Consider the following 17089-nt stretch of genomic DNA (forward strand, 5'->3'; position numbering starts at 1 on the left):
CTTCCTTACTGCCCGATCGGGGGCTCGGGGGGGACTTCACCGGGCCCCGCCTCGCGGGCCAGTCTGCCCCTATGTTTCACGAACACGTCCTTCCAGCGCCCAGTGCGGAAGACAAGGGCCATCCCAATGCCCTGCACAATGTCGGAGGCATTGATGCCGAGCCAGATGCCCGTGGGGCCCAATCCAACCCCCCGGGCGAAGAGATAGGCGACCGGTATCCGGAAACCGAGTTGGCCGATGGCATTGATGATGGTGGGCGTTCGGGTGTCGCCCGCGCCGTTCATGGCCTGGGAAAGCACGAGCGAGAAGGTAAGAAACGGGAACGTCACAGCAAGATAGCGCAGGAACGAGCTGCCAATCGCGATGACCTCGGGGTGGTCGTTGAAGGCCCCCACGATCGTTGGCGCAAAGATCAGGAAGGACAAGGCTACTGGGACCGCGATGTATTCGTAGTACAGCACAGCGCGCCAGGCAGATTGTGTGGCTCGTTCCGGGTTTTCTGCCCCCAGGTTCTGCCCGACCAGCACCGCCGCCGCACTGGCAAATCCCGAACCGGGCACCATGATGGCTGTTCTGATACGTGATCCGATTCCATATGCTGCCAGGGTGACATCCCCAAACGAGGTGACCAGACGCATCAGAAAGAGGAACGAGATCTCCCGGACGAGGACCTGAAGCGACGCAAAGGAGCCGATGCTCACGATTCTTTTGAGCAACGGGAAGTTGGGTTTGAGACATCTGAGCCGCAACCGAAGCGTGGAGTGTCCGAAGAGGAGATGGGCGAAGAGCACCACGACGCCAATCCCTCGGGTGAGAACCGTTGCTAAGGCCGAGCCTGCTACGCCCATTGCCGGGAAGGGGCCATATCCCATGATGAACATTGGGTCAAGGATGATGTTGAGGATGTTTGCGATGATCAGCGCATACAAAGGAGTCCTGGCATCTCCGGAGCCGCGTAGAGCGTATTCCATTCCCACCGCAAGGAAGATCGCAATGGAAAAGGCGAAGTTGATGCGGAGGTACTCCGCGGCGTAGAGCAAGACGTCGCCCGTGGCACCGAAGAGCTGGAGGAGCGGTTCGACCAAGAAGAGCGCCGTGAGCAGCATGATGCCGGCCCCGATGACACTGAGGATGAACGTTTGCCCGAGGACATCGTCCGACATCTCGTAGTTCTTTTCCCCAGTGTAGTGGGAAATGACGGCCATTGTCCCCACGGCAATCCCCTGCACCAACATCATCAGTATGGCGACAACCGTCCCGGCAATCGAAAGGGCAGCTACTTCAACATGTCCCAATCCCCCCACGAAAAACAAATCTACCATTGAAAAGAGGTCCTGTAGAGCCCCGGTCACGATCATCGGGGCGGCCAGTTTCCAAATGGACCGAGAAAGCCGGCCGTCTACGAGGCCCTGTTCGATCTTTCGCTCTCGTTGCTTCGCCATGTTCGTCTTCGTAGTGACCGCGGGGTGCGGGCCGACGCCCAGTGTCCCGCGGTTCTAGGGGGTACGGCACCTGGCTCGCGCCGCCCTCCGGCTTTTCTCGCCCCCGGTCAAGAGCCGGTCGCTCTTGAAGATGCGGACCGCCACGGCGATGACCACCGCCGAGAAGACGGCCGAGTAGGCGATCCCCCCGAGCACCAATGGGTATTCGTCGAACATGAGGGCGCGGATGGCCATCATGGGGTGGGAGAAGGGGATCACAAACAGGACAGCTTGTAGTCCAAGCGACACGGTAGCGAAGTCCTTGAACATGATGAGGAACATCGGGATCATGGCCATGGCGGTGATGGGGAAGAGCAGGGTCTGTGCGCTGCGGTAGTCTCGGGCGAAGGTTCCGAGCACGATGCACAGAGCAAGGCCTGCCAGAAGCGCCAAGAATAGGGACCCCCCCACCAGAACGTAATCCAAAAGTCCAAGGGCCAACCCGTACTGGCCGAGGTCGATCGCCCCCATCTGGAACGACCGCATGTAGAAGCTGAAGCCGAGCATGTAGATGAGGGCCATGACCAGGCCCACCAGGGCGCTCCCCACGATCTTCCCGGTGACGATCGAGCTCCGGCTCACCGGCATGGTGAGCAGGGTCTCCAGGGTTTTGCTCTCCTTCTCCAGCCCCATCGAGGAGATCACCGTGCTCCCGGCCATCATCATGAGCATCATCACCAGGAGGGGGATCATGATGGATTGGGACATGAGCGTGTTCGAGATGGCAGTCGGGGAAACCCCGGCGATCGTCTTCCCCTTGACCAATGTGGTGTCAGTCCGCGTTGTGGGGTTCAGGATCACCTCGGGGTTTAGGGGGATGCTCCCTTCGAGGAGCGCGGCTGTGATCGCTTGATTCACCGCCGAAATTGCGCCCTCGACCGGGGCCGAGGAGATGAAATCCATCATGCCCAAGCCCCTCATGATCCAGTGGATCTCGATGGTGCCGGGCTCGCCCCCGAGGATCTTCTCACTGAAATCCTGAGGGAACACGAGCAGAGCCACGCCGCCGCCCTCTTCGGTGCGCCCCAGCCCCTCTCCCACGTCGGTGCCGCTATGGACGACCCGGGCGGTGGCCCCGAGGACTGTCGTAGCGATCTGGGAGAGAGGTCCCTCGTCCTGGTCCACAACCCCGATCACTGGCCTCTGAGTGACCTCTTCCCCGATGTCCCCGACCACGCCCCCCATCATGGCGAAGATGACGGCTACGACCACGATCGGGATCAGGGTCTGGGGGGTGAGGAGTTCCCGGACCTCCTTAGCTATGATGTTGCGGATGCCCATTTCACCACCTCGGCAAACACGTCCTCGATGTTCCCCGCCTCGTACTTCTCCTTGAGCTCGGCGGGCGTTCCCGTCTCCACGATCCTCCCCTCGTGGATGAGGGCGATCCGGTCGCAGAGGAGCTCCACCTCGAGCATGTTGTGCGATGACAGGAGCACGGCGCTCCCTTCCTTGGTGGAGTTTCGGATGATCCCCCGGATCTCCCGGGCATTGATGACATCCAGCCCCGCGGTGGGCTCATCCAACACCGCGAGCTTGGGTTCCGTCATCAGCGCCCGACCCACGAGCAGCCGCCGCGTCATCCCTTTGCTCAGGGTGGAGATCTTGTCGTTGATCCGCTCGCCCAGGTCCGCGATCTCCACCCCCCGTTCCACCATCTGCTTCACCTTCTCCCCGTTTCCGAAGAACCGGGCGATGAACTCCAGATACGCACGGCCGGTGAGGTTCCTGTAGGCCCCGGCCTCCTCGGGGAGGTAGCTTATGATCCTCCGCACGGCGTCGGATTCCGTTGCCACGTCGTGGCCGAACACCCGGACGGAGCCGGAGGTCATCCTAAGGAGCGTGGCCACGACCCTCAACGTGGTGGTCTTGCCGGCGCCGTTGGGGCCGATGAGCCCGAAGATCTCCCCCTCCCGAACGTCAAAGGATATCCCCTGGACCGCCTTCTGGGCGCCGTAATCCTTGCGGAGATCCCTCACTTCCACCGCCTGCATTCAATCCTCCTTATGGTGCGTGCCCGGGCGCGCTCCCTAGAACAGCCCGCGGACCTCACCCGTCTCCGCGTCCACGTCGATCCGACGGAACGCGGGGTCGGACCCGGTGCCGGGCATGAGGGCGATCGTCCCCGCCACCGGACACAGGAACCGCGCCCCGGAGAAGAGGAGCACATCCCGGATGGGAAGAACCCATCCCGTGGGCACCCCCTTCCGGTCGGGATCGTGGGAGAGCGAGAGGTGAGTCTTCACCATCATCGTTGCGTAGTCGCGGAACCTCGGATCGGACTCGAACGCCTTGGCCTTCTCCTCCGCCGCGGGGGCCCAGGAGACCCCGTCCGCCCCGTACACTTCGCGGGCGATCCGGTCCACCCGCTGCCGGAGCGGCATCTCCGGGGGGTACAGGAACCGGAACTCCGCGGGCTCCTCGCCCGCCTCGATCACAGCATCGGCCAGTTCGAGCGCCCCTTCCCCCCCCCTCCGCCAGTGCTCGCCCACGGCGCACCGCGCGCCGGCGGCCTCCACGTGCCGCCGCACGAGGCCCACCTCCGCATCCGTATCCGTGGGGAAGCGGTTGATGCACACCACCGGGTTCACGCCTGACTTGCGCACGATCGCGATGTGGTGGAGGAGGTTCGCCACGCCACGCTCCACGAGAGCGAGGCCCTCCTCTTGATACGCCTTGGGGAGCGGTTTCCCCGGCACGACCCGTGGTCCGCCGCCGTGCATCTTCAGGGCCCGGATCGTGGCCGTGATCACCGACACCTGCGGGGCAAGGCCGCTCAGGCGGCACTTGACGTTCCAGAACTTCTCGAACCCAATGTCGGCCCCGAACCCGCTCTCGGTCACGTGGTAGTCCCACAGCGCGAGGCCCACCCGGTCGGCGAGGATCGAGGACTGGCCAACGGCGATGTTCGCAAACGGTCCGGCGTGAACGAGGACAGGTTGGTATTCGACCGTCGCGCAGAGGGTGGGATGAAGGGCGTTCCGCATCCAGGCTGCCATCGCTCCCCCCACCTCGAGGTCGTCGCAGGTGATGGGATTCCCCCGTTTATCGTAGGCCACGGTCATCTCCCCGACCCGCGCCCGTAGGTCCCCGAGGTCGTGGGCGATGGCTAAGATCGCCATCAGTTCAGAGGAAACAGAGATTTGGAACCCTGATTCCATCGGGACCCCGTTCTCCTTCCCCCCCAGGCCGATCACGATCTGGCGGAGGGCCTGGGCGCAAAAATCCAGCGCCCATTTCATTTCCACCCGCCGCGGATCGATGTCGAGCCGCTTGAGGCCGCGCTTCGCCAGCCCCTCATCGGTGTAGTTCGCCTCGTGGTGCAGGCGCGCGGTGAGGGCGACCAGCGCCAAGTTGTGGGCGTTCGTGAGCGCGTCGATGTCCCCCGTGAGGCCCATCGTGAACTCGGTCATCGGGATGAGGAGTGCGTTTCCTCCCCCCGCGGCCGTGCCCTTGATGTTCATCGAGGGGCCGCCTGATGGCTGACGGATCGCCCCTCCTGCGTCCATCCCGCGCCGGGCGAGGCCCTCGATGAGGCCGAGGGTGGTCGTCGTCTTCCCCTCGCCAAGCGGGGTCGGGGTGATGGCGGTGATCTCGATGTACTTCCCGGCCGGCCGGGCATGCCGCCGGTTGAGGATCCGGCGGGAATCGAGTTTGGCGACCCGGCCGTAGGGGAGGACTTCGTCTTCCTTAAGGCCGAGCCTCCTCCGCCACTCGGCAGGGGACGGCATCCCCTTCTCCGCCTCGGCCGCGATCTGCCAATCTGCCAGCACCGTCGGATCGTACGCCATTGCGCTCACCTCGCCGGTTGGGCCTGCGCTTCACAGGCGGCCACGGTGTTGCCAAGGAGCATCGCCACCGTCACCGGTCCTACCCCTCCCGGGACAGGGGTGATGGCGGCCGCCACCTTGCCAACGGCCTCGTACTCCGTGTCCCCCACCAGTCGGTACCCCTTCGGTGCCGTGGGGTCATCCACCCGGTTCACCCCAACGTCGATCACCACCGCCCCCGCGCGGACCATGTCCGCCGTGACCAGCCGCGGCCGCCCCACCGCCACCACGAGGATGTCCGCCTGGTGGGTGAATGCCCCCAAGTCAGGCGTCGCTGAATGGCACAGGGTCACCGTTGCATCCCCCGCCGGCCCCTTCTGGGAGAGGAGGATCGACAGCGGCCGCCCGACGAGGGCGCTCCGCCCCACGATCACCACGTGTTTCCCCGCCGGAGGGTAGCCGCTGCGGTGAAGGATCTGCTGAACCGCGTGCGGGGTACAGGGGAGGAGGTACGGATCCCCGCGGACGAGCCGGCCGATGTTCTCGGGATGGAGGCAGTCCACATCCTTTGCCGGAGCCACCGTCCCGCACACGCGCTCCGGGGATAGATCGGGGGGCAGCGGGAGCTGGACGAGGACCCCGTGGAAGCGAGGGTCTTCGTTCAGGGAGGAGACCACGGCCAAGAGCTCGTCCTCCGACGTCCTCGTGGGGAGGACCGTCGTGGTGGAGAGGAGGCCCAACCCTTGTGCCGCCCTCTCCTTCTGGCGGACGTACGAGGCCGAACTCGGGTCCTCCCCCACCCGGACGATGGCCAGCCCGGGGACGATCCCCTTCCGCGCTAGATCCGCGACCCGCGTCCGGAGCTCAGCCTTGATCTGGGCCGCGATCTCCTCCCCGGAGAGAATCCGTCCCACCGCTAGGACCCCTTCTTCATGGGAGGGCGAAGCCCCACGAGCGCGACGACGATCCCCACTGCGGCGAGGGCCATCACGGGCGGGAACACGGCGACGTACGAGCTCAGGTCATGGAGGAGGCCCGACATCACGTTCCCCACGATCGCCCCCACCCCGTACGAGGTGAACACGAGCCCGTAGTTCTCGGCGTAGTGGGCGGTGCCGAACAGGGTCGCCGTCGCGGCCGGGGCGATGGCGAGCCACCCCCCGAGGTTGAGCCACAGCAGGCTGAACCCCACGAAGTACGCGACCTGGCTCCCCCCAGCCCGCCACAGGAGGAGGGCGGCGAGGAAGATGAGCACGAACGAGAGCGTGCTCGCGTAGCGCGGGGTGAGGCGGTCCGTCAGCCAGCCGAACAGAGGTCGTCCCACCCCGTTGAACACGGCGAACACCGACACGGCGGCCGCGGACAGCCCTGCTGAGAGGTTGGCCACCTCCTGACCGAATGGCGCAGCGATGCCGATCGCCATCAGGCCCGCGAGGCACCCGATGGTGTACGTGCCCCACAGGGCCCAGAACGTGGGCCTCCGCACCATCTCGCGGCGGTCGAGGTCGAGCGCAGAGGGCGCGGCCTTCCCCTGCGGGGAGGCCACCCTCCACCCGGCGGGAGGGAACACCATCGGTAGGGAAGTGAGGACCATGACCACGAGGAACGCCACCCCGAGGACGAGGAACGTGCGGAGCGGGCCGTGGGCGGAGATGAGGGCGTTCATGATCGGGGCGACGACGAGGGCCGAGGCACCGAACCCGGCAAGGGTGAGCCCCACCGCCAGGCCTCGCCGGTCAGGGAACCATCTCCCGGCCACGGCGATCGGGCAACCGTACGCCACACCGACCCCCGCTCCCGCGATCACCCCGTAGAAGACCGTCAGAACCCCGATGTTGGGAGAGAAACCCGCGAGGATCCAGCCCAGCCCGACGAGGATGCCCCCGAGGATCCCCGTCTTCCGCGGCCCCCACCGCTCGACGAGCCCCCCTGCGAGCGCCATCCCGAGGGCGAACACGGCGAGGAAGACCATGAACGGGAGGCCACTTGAGGTCGCGCTGATCCCCCACAGCTCCTCCAGCGGCTTCCGGAATACGCTGAACGCGTAGACCGCTCCCATGCACACGTTGGCCACGAACCCCAGCGCCACGTACCCCCACCGGCCCTTCTCCGCCGGCAGTCCCAGCACCCGCATCTCCTCCATACTCCCCCTCCTCGCGCGAACTCAAGGGGCGGACCCCTGGTCCGCCCCTGATCGTGCCTCCATCCCCGTGATCGCCTACCTACGCCTTGTACCCCACGGCTTTCTGGAGGTCCTCGACGCACTCCGGGTTCCGCAACGTGGTCAGGTCACCGATCGGCTCGTTGCGGACGAGCGCCTTCAGGATCCGGCGCATGATCTTCCCGGAGCGGGTCTTCGGCACGTCTTCCGTGAAGTAGATCGCCGCTGGCCGTGCCGTGGGCCCGATGTGCTGATCCACCGTTTTGATGAGATCCTTCTTCAGGTCCTCCGATGGATGGACACCCTTCTTGAGGAGGACGAACGCCACCGGGACCTCGCCCTTCACCTCGTCGGGCTTGGAGACCACGGCGACCTCGGTCACGAGCGGGTGTTGGGCGAGCGCGTCCTCGACCTCGGCCGTCGCCAGCCGGTGGCCAGCGACGTTCATCACGTCGTCCACCCGGCCCGTGATGCGGATGTTCCCCATCTCGTCCATCCGCGCTCCGTCCTTGGTGAAGTAGAGCCGGGGGCCGAACTCGCCGAAGTACGTGGCGCGGAACTTCTCGCTGTCCCCGTACAGTCCCCGCAGCAGGGCCGGCGGAAACGGCGGCTCCATCACAAGATAGCCGCCATCGCCCGTCTTCACGGGGACCCCGCCCGCGTCCACGATCTTCGCCCGGATCCCCGGGAAGGGGCGGCCGGCCACAGTGGGGATGAAGGGGCCGATGCCGGGCAGGGCCTGGACACAGGTCGCCCCGGTCTCGGTCTGCCACCACGTGTCGATGATCGGGCACCGCTTGCCCCCGATGTGCTCGAAGTACCAGTGCCATGCCTCCTCGTTGATCGGCTCCCCGACCGTCCCCAGGACCCGCAGGGAGGAGAGGTCGTGCTTGGCTGGCCACTCCTCGCCCCACTTGACGTGCATCCGGATCGCGGTCGGCGCGGTGTAGTACACCGTCACCTTGTGCTTGGCGATGATCTGCCACATCCGGCCGAAGTCCGGGGCATCGGGCGTCCCCTCGTAGACGAGCGTCGCTACCCCGTTCATGAGCGGGCCGTAGTTGATGTAGGAGTGCCCGGTGATCCACCCCACGTCAGCGGTGCAGAAGTGGATGTCGTCCTCGTGCAGGTTGAAATCCAACTTGGACGTTGCATAGACCTGGACCGCGTACCCACCGGTGGTGTGCATTACCCCTTTAGGTTTCCCCGTCGTGCCCGACGTGTAGAGGATGAAGGACAGGTCCTCGGCGTCCATCTCCTCCGGCGGGAAGTGCGTGGACTGCCCGGCGACGGATTCGTGGTACCACACGTCGCGCCCCTTCTGCATCGGGATCTCGTTCCCTGCCCGGCGGACGACGACCACCTTCTCCACTGAGGTGCCGGTCAGAGCTTGGTCCGCCTGCTGCTTGAGCGGGATCTTCTTGCCACGGCGGTAGTAGCCATCCGCGGTGATGAGGACCTTCGCCCCGCAGTCGAGGAGCCGGTCCCGGAGCGACTCCGGCGAGAACGCCGAGAACACGACCGTGTGCACGGCGCCGATCCTCACCACGGCCTGCATCGCGATCACGGCCTCCGGGATCATCGGGAGGTAGATCCCCACCCGATCCCCCTTCCGGACCCCGAGCGCCTTGAGGGCGTTGGCGAACCGGGACACCTCGGCGAGGAGCTCCTGGTAGGTGAAAATTCGGCTGGGCTCGTCCACTGGCTCTGGCTCCCAGATGAGGGCGGTCTTCCCCCCCTTCCCCGCTGCGACGTGGCGGTCGAGCGAGTTGTAGGACAGGTTAAGCTTTCCGCCCACGAACCACCGATAGGCGAAGGGCTCATCCTCGTAGGCCTTCGTCCACTGTTTGGACCACGTGAGCTGGTCGGCTTGCTGGGACCAGAACGCAATCGGATCCGCTGCCGCCTGGGCGTAGATCTTCGCATCCGATGCCCAGGCATGCACCTTCAGGGCCTCACTCGGCCAGTACCAGTTCTCGCGCTTGGGGTCGGGGACGACCCACTGCACTCCGTTCAACGTCGCTTCCTTCACCACTGTGGTATGCCTCCTTCGTCGGGTCAGGCTGGACCCGCGGCATGATACCCAAGGCCTAACCCCGTTCACAGGCGAGGCTCCACGATGGATCATTCCTCGCCGACGGTGACGAGGTCGCGGAACCCGTCGAGGGTTTTGGGACCGATCCCCGGTACGCGGGTCAGGTCATCCACCTGTGCGAACGGGCCGTGCTCCTCCCGGTAGGCGACGATGCGCGCCGCGAGGGCGGGGCCGATCCCGGGGAGCTTCTCGAGGTCCGCGGCGGAGGCCGTGTTGATGTTGATCTTCCCCGGGAGCTTGAACTCGATCGGGATGACGACTGCTGGGATGTCCACCGGTTCAAGGCGGGGCGGAACGGGAGAGGGGGGAGGGATGAGGCGCAGGCCCGCCCACACGAGGAGGGCGAACACGAGGGCGGCCGCCGCCCAGAACCGCGGCTCCGCGGGAGGCCTACGGGAGGAGCTCCTTGATCCGCTGGACACCCCACTCCTCCTGTTGGGTACGGGCGAGTTCGGGTTGGCGCTCGTACCGGTCCCGGGCGAACTTGGACTTCCAGTGGCGGAGGAGGATCTCCCGCAGCTGGGCCCGAAGGTTGGGGTCGGCGAGGGCCGGATCGCGGGCCAAGCTCTCGACCTCGGGGAGGTACACGTTCACGGACGCAGCTCGATCGAACAGGCTCAGGCTCCGCTCGGGATCGGTGGGGAGAAGGGCCAGCGCTTGGCGGAGGAGCTCGCGGCGGTGGAGCTCCTCCCGGGCCCGCTCCGCCATCCGCTGCCCGTGGGCGCGGTAGGCCGCTAGCCTCCACACGGGGAAACGACGCACCTCATGGGGACAACCGTTGTGCGAGGGGAACGCTTGAGGGTCGGCCACGATCCGGCCGTGCCACGCCAGGCAGCCCGCGCAGGTGCGCCACGATACGGCTGTGTAGCACTGCCAGAGCGAGGTTCGGCCGCGGAGTAGGTATCCCAGAATCCGCACGGAATCGGTCATCGTCGTCATGGTGCCGAGGGTGGGAGTCGAACCCACACGCCCGTCTCCGGGCACGGGATTTTGAGTCCCGCGCGTCTGCCCATTCCGCCACCCCGGCACTCAGGGGATTATAGCTCCGCGGCCCGGCATGCTGGGCACACCCCGTACCCCTGCACGACGACCTCCGCGAGCGTGAACTCGTGGCGCGCCGCGGCCTCGGTCACCACCTTCTTCAGCGCCGGGTCGGAGAACTCCACCACCCGCCCGCACCGGCGGCACACGAGGTGGCCGTGGTCCTCCCGCCCCAGCACGTGCTCGTAGTGGGCGTGGGCCTCGCCGAACGACACGCGGCGCACGAGCCCCGCCTCCTCGAGGAGTTCCAGGGTGCGGTACACCGTGGCCGCCGACGAGACCACGCCCCGCAGGGCGGCCCACAGGTCCGCCGCCTCGAAGTGGGCGGGGAGGGCGAACACAGCCTCGACCACGGCCCGCCGCGACCGGGTGACGTGGAGGCCCCGCCGCCTGAGGAAGGTCTCGAACATGTCCACCGCACGGGTCATGTCCGCACCACTGTGCCGCAGCGCTGGGCGACCGTCAACCCGGCCCGCGGAGGAAGATGAGGCGGCCCACCTCGACCCCGGTCTCCTGCGCCACCGGCGGACACTTCGCCTGGAGGAGGAAGAAGAGCGGCGCTCGCTCCGCCGATAGGCCCTCGAAGTTCCCCATCCCCTTGCTCAGGATGAGCTCTGCGCTTCGGAACCAGGTTCGGAACTGGGGCGAAGCGGAGGGAAGGCTCACCCCGGGGATGTCGGACCCGGTGGTGATGACCTCCGCGACCTCATCCAACCCGACCACGTGGGCATCGTCGGTCGTGGCGTCGTTGAGCGTGGGCCCGCCGCGCACGGCGACAGTCACCGTCAGGCCACGGGCCCGCAGTTCCTCGATGAGGATCCGATCGAGGACGATCTCCCCCGCGTTGTCGGCGAGGTAGAGGACCCCCCGCACGGCCGCAAGCGCCTCACGGAAGCGATCGTAGTCGCTCCGCGCGAACGGGAGGGCGGCCGCCGCATCCACTCCCGTCCAGTCGAGGCGGGGGTGGAGCCCGAGGTCGAGGCTGTTCCCCGCCGCGGCCAGCCGCAGCGCGTGGAGCAACGGATCGGGAGCCCGGGCGACCTCATCCTTCCACTGTGCGTACTGGGCAAGGGCCGCGGCGTTGGCCGCCTGCTTCTCCGCGTGGTACGGATCGGCGACCCCGAGGGTCCTCCGCAACGACCGGCCGGCTTCCGCCCCGACGAGGATCGGGGGCTGTGATCGGTCCCAGTACGCCGCGAGCCGGGCGACCTCCGTCGCGATCCCCCACGCCGCCGCCTCTCCAGCCCGAGCGAGGCGTGCTCCGGCCACGGTCGCCCGCAGGATGCACGGGATGCACTCCGGGTAGGTCCTCACTGGGGGCTCTCCTGCTCGCCACGGTTCTTTCGCCGGGCCCGGCCCGTGGAGGGCCCCTGCCTAGTGCCGATTGCCCCCGTTTGTGGGGCACCGATCACGAGCGACCAGATCGCGTCAGCGACCGCGAGGAACGGTTCGCGAATGCTCGGCACCAGCACCGCAGGCTGGCCTGTGTCCCCCCCGCGGACCACCTCCGGGATGAGTGGGATGCGACCTAGGAAGGGAACGTCCATCTCTCGAGCGAGCCTCTCCCCGCCGCCCGTTCCGTAGAGGTCGATCTCCCCCCCGCAGTGAGGGCAGACGAGGGACGCCATGTTCTCCACTACGCCGATCCTGTCCACGCCCACCTTGCGGGCGAACGTCACCGCCTTGCCCGCATCGAGGAGGGCCACGTCCTGGGGCGTCGTGACCACGACCGCGGTCGCTGCCTTCCCCACGAGCTGGGCCACGGACAGGGCTTCGTCCCCTGTCCCCGGGGGGAGGTCGGCGACGAGGAGGTCGAGGGGTCCCCACTCCACCTCCTCGAGCAACTGCTGGATGGCCTTCATCTTGAGTGGCCCCCGCCAGATGACGGGGGCGTCTCGAGTGGGGAGAGCGAACGCGATCGAGGCCACCGCCAGGTTGTGGGGGGTAACCACGGGATAGAGTTTCCCATCGCGGATCGGCATCGGTCGATCCTCGATGGCGAGCATCTTCGGCACATTCGGACCGTGGAGGTCGGCATCGAGCAGCCCGACCTGCATGCGGTGGGCAAGCGCGACCGCAACGTTCACGGCCACCGTTGACTTCCCCACACCGCCCTTCCCCGACAGGACCATGAGCACATGCTGTGGCTTGTTCATCTCCTCCCCCTTCGAAACCCTCTACACGCCTTCTCCCCCGCCCTGAGGGCCTCTGAACCCCTCAACCGTACGACGAGGTCGTCGTCGACTCCTTCCCCGTGCAGTGCCCGGGAGCCCCAGAGTCCTCAGCGTTGGCCAGGCGCGCTGCCGCCTCGCGGGTCCTCGGCGACGGGATCCCACCGAGGGGGAACCCACCTCGAACGAGGCGGAGCTTGGCTCCGCTGATCTCGGCGGCATGGCTCGCCGTTCGTTCCACGCCGGGGTAGGCGCACCCTAAGATGAGCACACCGCCCTGCGGCGTGGCTATCACCAGTTCGTGTTCCCGTACCGTACGGCCCATCGTCCCCATCGACAAGAGCGTTCCTCCAAGGTCGCAGGGCTCGTCCACGAGGTAAACCCCGCGCCTCGTGCCCGCTGTCGGAGGTGGGAGGCCATCCCCTCCGGGGCCCACGCGCGTACCCCTGTGGCCTTCTCTAGCACGTAGGGGAGCCTGCCGACGTGGTTGCAAGCGGCATGGTGAAGATGTCAGTGATGGGGGCCAGGTCCACGTCCATGGCCTGTGAGTTGTGCGCGAGCACCAGCCGATCTGACCCGGTATCGAATAGGAGTCTGCATTCCCTCATTTCGACGAGGGCGCAGACTCCCCCATCCCCCGCGGAGAGGGGGATAGGCTACGCTGTCGTACGGGACGAGAACGTGCATCAGCTAGCTCAACGCTCCGGTCGGACACCCGGGCAGGCACATCCCGCATCGCCGGCAGAGGGCCGAACTCACCCACGCTTTCCCATCGCCCATCTCGATTGCCCGGTGTGGGCAGGCATTGGCGCATTGTCCGCACCCGATGCACTTCGCCATATCCACGATGGGAACGCCGGTCTCCGACGTTGCGGCGGCTCTGAAGCGCGCTCCCGGGGCAGCCATTCCCTGCGCGCCGCCCCCGCCGAGCCTTCTTCCCCAGCCGCGGCCTCCGCTGCGACCCAGCCCCCTGCCTCAGCCGGCAAAAGGTCCAGTTCCGTCACCCTGCGGCATCGCTTTCCTCCTTCGCCGTACGCAATTCGCGTCCAGGGAGGGCCCGTTTTCTAGCTTCACCGCTAGCCTCGCTCATCGCTTCCTCCTTTTGGCCACTTGGGCCAGGCTCGTCGCCTCCAGGAACGCCACGATCTTTTGCCGCACCGGGTCCCACAGGGGCGCCAGGGGGCAATCCTCCTGCCCTCCACAGGGGGTGAGGGAGAAGGGGCAATCCAGCATGAGCCGGTCCCCTTCCACTGCCCTGATCGTCTCGGCCAGGGAGATCTCCTCCGGGGGGTGGGCGAAGGCGAGGCCGCCCCGTTTGCCCCGGGTGGAGGTGATGATCCCGGCCTGCACCAGGGGGGGGATGAGCTTGGCCAAGAACGGCTGGGGGATCCCGGCAGCCTGGGCCAACTCCCGGATCTTGAGCGAGCGATCCCCGGCAGCCAGCTCCGTCAGGGCCATGATCGCGTACTTTGCGGTACGGGAGAACATGTTCAAGATAAATCGACCTCTTTATCCCTTTATTATGGCCAAGTTCCCCCCCCTGTCAAGCCTGGGAGTTGCCACAGAGAACGCACAGAGCCTACCGCCAAACCACCGGGAATTGGAGGTTCCAATTCTAAAATGATCCTTTGAATCTCGGCGTCCTAGTGGTGGCTTTTTTCTCTGTAACTACGTGCAAAACCTCTGGGTTTGAGACATCACAGGGGGAAGCCGCTTACTCGAACCGGCGGGCGAGGAGCCGCATCCCCGGAACCACGAACGCCAGAGCAAAGCCCAGGAGGACGAGCGCGTCCACGTAAGCCGCCGCACCCGGACCCCAAAAGGCGCCCCGGAGCCCGTCCACGGCGTAGGTGAGCGGAAGGACGCGGGCCAGGACCTGAAGCGCCCGGGGCATGGCCGCAACCGGGTACACCACCCCGCTCAGGAAGATCATGAGGAACCGGGGGAGGTTGAGCAGCGTCTGGGCCTCGAACACCTCCCGCACTAAGACGCACAGAAGTGCCCCGAGCGAGGAGAACGCGAGGAGCGCCGGGATCGTCACCGAGATGAGGTAGACCACGTTCACAGAAAGGCCCAGGGCGAGGATCGACCCCAGGGCGACGGCGGCCGTCATTATCAAGCCGAACAAGACGCCCCCAAGCACCTTGCCCAGGAACACCGCCGGCACGCCGATGGGCGCGAGGAGCAACCGCTCGAGCGACCCCAGACGGAGCTCGAAATTGATCACCACCGCCTCGGCCGCCGTGGTGCTGAACAGTGCCGTCATAGCGATGAGACCAGGAACAAGCTCAGCGAAGTCCCGTGGGCTCCGCAGGTAAAAGGCGAGGATCCAAGTGATGGGGAACACGGTCCCCCAGCTCACCGCTGGGGGCTTGAGGTAATAGGTGCGCATGTCCTTTTGGACGATGGCCCAAACGCCGCGCAGCTCATCCCGCCACATCACTTCCCCTTCTCCTGAGTCATCGCCACTGGGCTCAGGTCGGTGATCTTGAGGAATGCGTCCTCCAAGCTAGGTTTTACGGTGTTCACGGCTTCGATCGCCACCTCCTTCTCCTCGGAGAAGGCGAACACAACCCTATACGCTTGAGCGGGATCCCCGCCCAGGATACGAAGTTCATGGCCGCTCATCGCCACCACCTGCGCGCCGGGGAGGCGGCTGGTAAACACATCCCGCGCCTCGGGCACGGGTTTTCCGAACCGGACCTCGATCACCGAATTCCCCCCCACTGCTCGCTTGAGCTCCGCCGGGGTCCCAGTCCGCACTACTTTCCCCGAAACCAAAATGGCGATCCGGTCGCAGAGGAGGTCGGCTTCCTCCAGGTAGTGGGTGGTGAGGAACACCGTCACCCCTTGGTCGTGGAGCCCAGCGATCAAGGTCCGCAGTGATCGGGCTGCGGCCACGTCGAGGCCTAATGTGGGCTCGTCCAAGAAGAGGAGTTTAGGGTGGTGAACCATGGCCGCGGCGATGGTGAGGGCCCGCTTCATCCCCCGCGAAAGCGCAGCAAAATGGCTATTCTTGCGATCCTCCAGCCGGAACATGCGCAGGAGTTCCTCTGCCCGGCGCCTTCGCTCCCCACGCGGGACCCCGAAGAGCTCCCCCATGAACAGGAGGTTATCCCTGGCCGAAAGCTCGTCGTAGAGGTTGGATTGCTCGGGGACAACCCCGATGTGTCGTTTCGCTTGGGCCGCCTGCGTGCGGATGTCAAAGCCAAGCACGCGGGCCGTGCCGGCGGTGGGCTGAGAGAGGCCGGTGAGCATGCGGATGGTGGTGGTCTTCCCAGCCCCGTTTGGGCCGAGGAACCCAAAGATTTCCCCTTCTTGGACCGCGAAGCTGATTTGGTCCACGGCGAGCAGGTCCCCGTAGGCCTTGGTGAGCCCCTCAACCTGGATCACCCGGTCCACGTTCATTCACTCTCCGCTCGCCAAGCCCGGCACCGTCTTCCAGAACTTCGGGGGCCTTCCCCCGTACCAGTAATGTGCGTATACACGCCTCACCAGTATACTCAGCCCTGCCTATTCCGCCAAAACCTTGGACGCCTTGGAGGTAGTGAATGGAGCTTGGTGAGCTCGCGGAAAAGAAACTTGGCGAGGCCCTGGACCTCAACGTGGTGGACTACTGCATCGCCCTGAGCGACGTCTATGTGGAACTCGCTGGGGGGTATCTCGGCCTCTACCACACCCCGCTCGAGGATTTTGCCCGATTCCCGTTCTGGCCCCTCTTGGGAAGCTCCGCACGGGATCTGTTCGCGCTACGAGAGGAGGGGAACATGGCCCTCCGGGCGCTCGCCTGGGCGGCGGCCAATGCCGCCTCGGTCCCGGCGCTCCGGAGGCGCACGGATCTCCTGTTCGATGCCTCCCCAATCGAGCTTCTCGGGGCGAAGGAAGGGGACAGGGTCCTCGTGGTGGGCAACATGGGCCCGTTCGCGCACGAGCTTTTGGGGTTGGGGGCGGAGGTGACGGTGCTCGAGCGCAATCCCCGCTTGCGGCATGGGGCCCTGCCCGACACGTTCATCGAGGCCCTTCCCATGGATTTTGCCGCCGCAGTGGTGACCGGCGCCGCCATCGCCGTCCCCACCTTTCCCAGGCTCCTTGAGCTCATCAAGGCCATTCCCAACCGGGCCATCGTCGGCCCTTCGGCGGGCCTTCTCCCCGCGGCCCTGCACGAAATCGGCTTTCGGCTCGTGTGCGGGGTGCTCGTCGAGGATGTCCCAAAGGTGAAGGAGTGGCTTAACCAGGGGAACTTCGTCCAAGGCGGCCCAGGAACCCAAACGGTGAAGGAGCTCGGCGGCGCTGTCAGGACTTGGTGCTCGGTGCAATAGAACCGTCTTTCGGGCCACAAGCACCGTAAAGCCCGCGGAGGCATCGTAACC

17 protein-coding genes and 1 tRNA gene are annotated in these 17089 nt (G+C 66.1%); 1 reads left to right on the forward strand and 17 read right to left on the reverse strand.

The window, feature by feature from the left end:
• Positions 1–5: 5 nt before the first annotated feature.
• The 17 genes from BARAN1_RS03865 to BARAN1_RS03945 form a co-directional block, all read right to left on the reverse strand.
• Positions 6–1442 carry an MATE family efflux transporter gene (locus BARAN1_RS03865; protein ID WP_122031049.1) on the reverse strand — a complete coding sequence of 479 codons (1437 nt, stop codon included), beginning with the start codon at positions 1440–1442 and terminating at the stop codon, positions 6–8.
• Positions 1443–1496: 54 nt separating this feature from the next.
• A complete protein-coding gene (locus BARAN1_RS03870) occupies positions 1497–2762 on the reverse strand; it encodes an ABC transporter permease (RefSeq protein ID WP_122031052.1) in 1266 nt (421 codons plus the stop codon).
• Complete coding sequence (locus tag BARAN1_RS03875; RefSeq protein ID WP_122031054.1) at positions 2741–3475, reverse strand: ABC transporter ATP-binding protein; 735 nt, start codon at positions 3473–3475, stop codon at positions 2741–2743. Before BARAN1_RS03875 ends, BARAN1_RS03870 begins: the two co-directional genes overlap by 22 nt.
• A gap of 36 nt (positions 3476–3511) precedes the next feature.
• Positions 3512–5272 carry a formate--tetrahydrofolate ligase gene (locus BARAN1_RS03880; RefSeq protein WP_122031056.1) on the reverse strand — a complete coding sequence of 587 codons (1761 nt, stop codon included), beginning with the start codon at positions 5270–5272 and terminating at the stop codon, positions 3512–3514.
• A gap of 5 nt (positions 5273–5277) precedes the next feature.
• Complete coding sequence (locus BARAN1_RS03885) at positions 5278–6165, reverse strand: bifunctional 5,10-methylenetetrahydrofolate dehydrogenase/5,10-methenyltetrahydrofolate cyclohydrolase (protein ID WP_122031058.1); 888 nt, start codon at positions 6163–6165, stop codon at positions 5278–5280.
• A 2-nt stretch (positions 6166–6167) separates the two neighbouring features.
• Positions 6168–7394 carry an L-lactate MFS transporter gene (locus tag BARAN1_RS03890; protein WP_122031060.1) on the reverse strand — a complete coding sequence of 409 codons (1227 nt, stop codon included), beginning with the start codon at positions 7392–7394 and terminating at the stop codon, positions 6168–6170.
• 79 nt (positions 7395–7473) lie between these two features.
• Positions 7474–9444: an acetate--CoA ligase gene (gene acs / locus BARAN1_RS03895; RefSeq protein ID WP_231944231.1), complete on the reverse strand. Its 1971-nt coding sequence runs from the start codon at positions 9442–9444 to the stop codon at positions 7474–7476.
• Positions 9445–9536: 92 nt separating this feature from the next.
• Complete coding sequence (locus tag BARAN1_RS06820) at positions 9537–9929, reverse strand: ComEA family DNA-binding protein (protein WP_320410379.1); 393 nt, start codon at positions 9927–9929, stop codon at positions 9537–9539.
• A complete protein-coding gene (locus BARAN1_RS06715) occupies positions 9898–10437 on the reverse strand; it encodes a hypothetical protein (protein ID WP_231944232.1) in 540 nt (179 codons plus the stop codon). The genes BARAN1_RS06820 and BARAN1_RS06715 overlap by 32 nt, the downstream gene beginning before the upstream one ends.
• An 8-nt stretch (positions 10438–10445) precedes the next feature.
• Positions 10446–10534: transfer RNA gene (locus BARAN1_RS03905), tRNA-Leu, on the reverse strand.
• Between the two features lie 10 nt (positions 10535–10544).
• Positions 10545–10976, reverse strand: a complete 432-nt coding sequence (locus BARAN1_RS03910; protein WP_122031068.1) for a Fur family transcriptional regulator — start codon at positions 10974–10976, stop codon at positions 10545–10547.
• A gap of 34 nt (positions 10977–11010) precedes the next feature.
• Positions 11011–11862: a damage-control phosphatase ARMT1 family protein gene (locus tag BARAN1_RS03915; RefSeq protein ID WP_122031071.1), complete on the reverse strand. Its 852-nt coding sequence runs from the start codon at positions 11860–11862 to the stop codon at positions 11011–11013.
• On the reverse strand, positions 11859–12704 hold the full coding sequence (locus tag BARAN1_RS03920; protein WP_122031073.1) for an Mrp/NBP35 family ATP-binding protein: 846 nt from the start codon (positions 12702–12704) through the stop codon (positions 11859–11861). The genes BARAN1_RS03915 and BARAN1_RS03920 overlap by 4 nt, the downstream gene beginning before the upstream one ends.
• A gap of 705 nt (positions 12705–13409) precedes the next feature.
• Positions 13410–13625, reverse strand: a complete 216-nt coding sequence (locus BARAN1_RS06860; protein ID WP_122031078.1) for a 4Fe-4S binding protein — start codon at positions 13623–13625, stop codon at positions 13410–13412.
• A 180-nt stretch (positions 13626–13805) separates the two neighbouring features.
• Positions 13806–14207 carry an RrF2 family transcriptional regulator gene (locus BARAN1_RS03935; RefSeq protein WP_122031081.1) on the reverse strand — a complete coding sequence of 134 codons (402 nt, stop codon included), beginning with the start codon at positions 14205–14207 and terminating at the stop codon, positions 13806–13808.
• A 226-nt stretch (positions 14208–14433) separates the two neighbouring features.
• The gene (locus tag BARAN1_RS03940; RefSeq protein ID WP_122031084.1) at positions 14434–15159 is read right to left on the reverse strand and encodes an ABC transporter permease; all 726 of its coding nucleotides are present in this window, start codon (positions 15157–15159) and stop codon (positions 14434–14436) included.
• A complete protein-coding gene (locus BARAN1_RS03945) occupies positions 15159–16127 on the reverse strand; it encodes an ABC transporter ATP-binding protein (protein WP_122031086.1) in 969 nt (322 codons plus the stop codon). The genes BARAN1_RS03940 and BARAN1_RS03945 overlap by 1 nt, the downstream gene beginning before the upstream one ends.
• A 143-nt stretch (positions 16128–16270) precedes the next feature.
• On the opposite strand from BARAN1_RS03945, the gene BARAN1_RS03950 reads away from it, so the two are divergent.
• Positions 16271–17038 carry a Rossmann-like domain-containing protein gene (locus tag BARAN1_RS03950; RefSeq protein ID WP_122031088.1) on the forward strand — a complete coding sequence of 256 codons (768 nt, stop codon included), beginning with the start codon at positions 16271–16273 and terminating at the stop codon, positions 17036–17038.
• The last annotated feature ends 51 nt before the right edge of the window (positions 17039–17089 follow it).

The sequence above is a fragment of the Candidatus Bipolaricaulis anaerobius genome, from assembly GCF_900465355.1.
GTDB lineage: Bacteria > Bipolaricaulota > Bipolaricaulia > Bipolaricaulales > Bipolaricaulaceae > Bipolaricaulis > Bipolaricaulis anaerobius.

What these genes read in the sequence shown, in the direction of transcription:
- BARAN1_RS03950 (WP_122031088.1), top strand. Translation starts at nt 16,271, where the DNA reads ATGGAGCTTGGTGAGCTCGCGGAAAAGAAACTTGGCGAGGCCCTGGAC.
- BARAN1_RS03890 (WP_122031060.1), bottom strand. Translation starts at nt 7,394, where the DNA reads ATGGAGGAGATGCGGGTGCTGGGACTGCCGGCGGAGAAGGGCCGGTGG.
- BARAN1_RS03945 (WP_122031086.1), bottom strand. Translation starts at nt 16,127, where the DNA reads ATGAACGTGGACCGGGTGATCCAGGTTGAGGGGCTCACCAAGGCCTAC.
- BARAN1_RS03910 (WP_122031068.1), bottom strand. Translation starts at nt 10,976, where the DNA reads ATGACCCGTGCGGTGGACATGTTCGAGACCTTCCTCAGGCGGCGGGGC.
- BARAN1_RS06860 (WP_122031078.1), bottom strand. Translation starts at nt 13,625, where the DNA reads ATGGCTGCCCCGGGAGCGCGCTTCAGAGCCGCCGCAACGTCGGAGACC.
- BARAN1_RS03935 (WP_122031081.1), bottom strand. Translation starts at nt 14,207, where the DNA reads ATGTTCTCCCGTACCGCAAAGTACGCGATCATGGCCCTGACGGAGCTG.
- BARAN1_RS03875 (WP_122031054.1), bottom strand. Translation starts at nt 3,475, where the DNA reads ATGCAGGCGGTGGAAGTGAGGGATCTCCGCAAGGATTACGGCGCCCAG.
- BARAN1_RS03870 (WP_122031052.1), bottom strand. Translation starts at nt 2,762, where the DNA reads ATGGGCATCCGCAACATCATAGCTAAGGAGGTCCGGGAACTCCTCACC.
- BARAN1_RS03920 (WP_122031073.1), bottom strand. Translation starts at nt 12,704, where the DNA reads ATGAACAAGCCACAGCATGTGCTCATGGTCCTGTCGGGGAAGGGCGGT.
- BARAN1_RS03940 (WP_122031084.1), bottom strand. Translation starts at nt 15,159, where the DNA reads ATGTGGCGGGATGAGCTGCGCGGCGTTTGGGCCATCGTCCAAAAGGAC.
- BARAN1_RS03880 (WP_122031056.1), bottom strand. Translation starts at nt 5,272, where the DNA reads ATGGCGTACGATCCGACGGTGCTGGCAGATTGGCAGATCGCGGCCGAG.
- BARAN1_RS03865 (WP_122031049.1), bottom strand. Translation starts at nt 1,442, where the DNA reads ATGGCGAAGCAACGAGAGCGAAAGATCGAACAGGGCCTCGTAGACGGC.
- BARAN1_RS06715 (WP_231944232.1), bottom strand. Translation starts at nt 10,437, where the DNA reads ATGACCGATTCCGTGCGGATTCTGGGATACCTACTCCGCGGCCGAACC.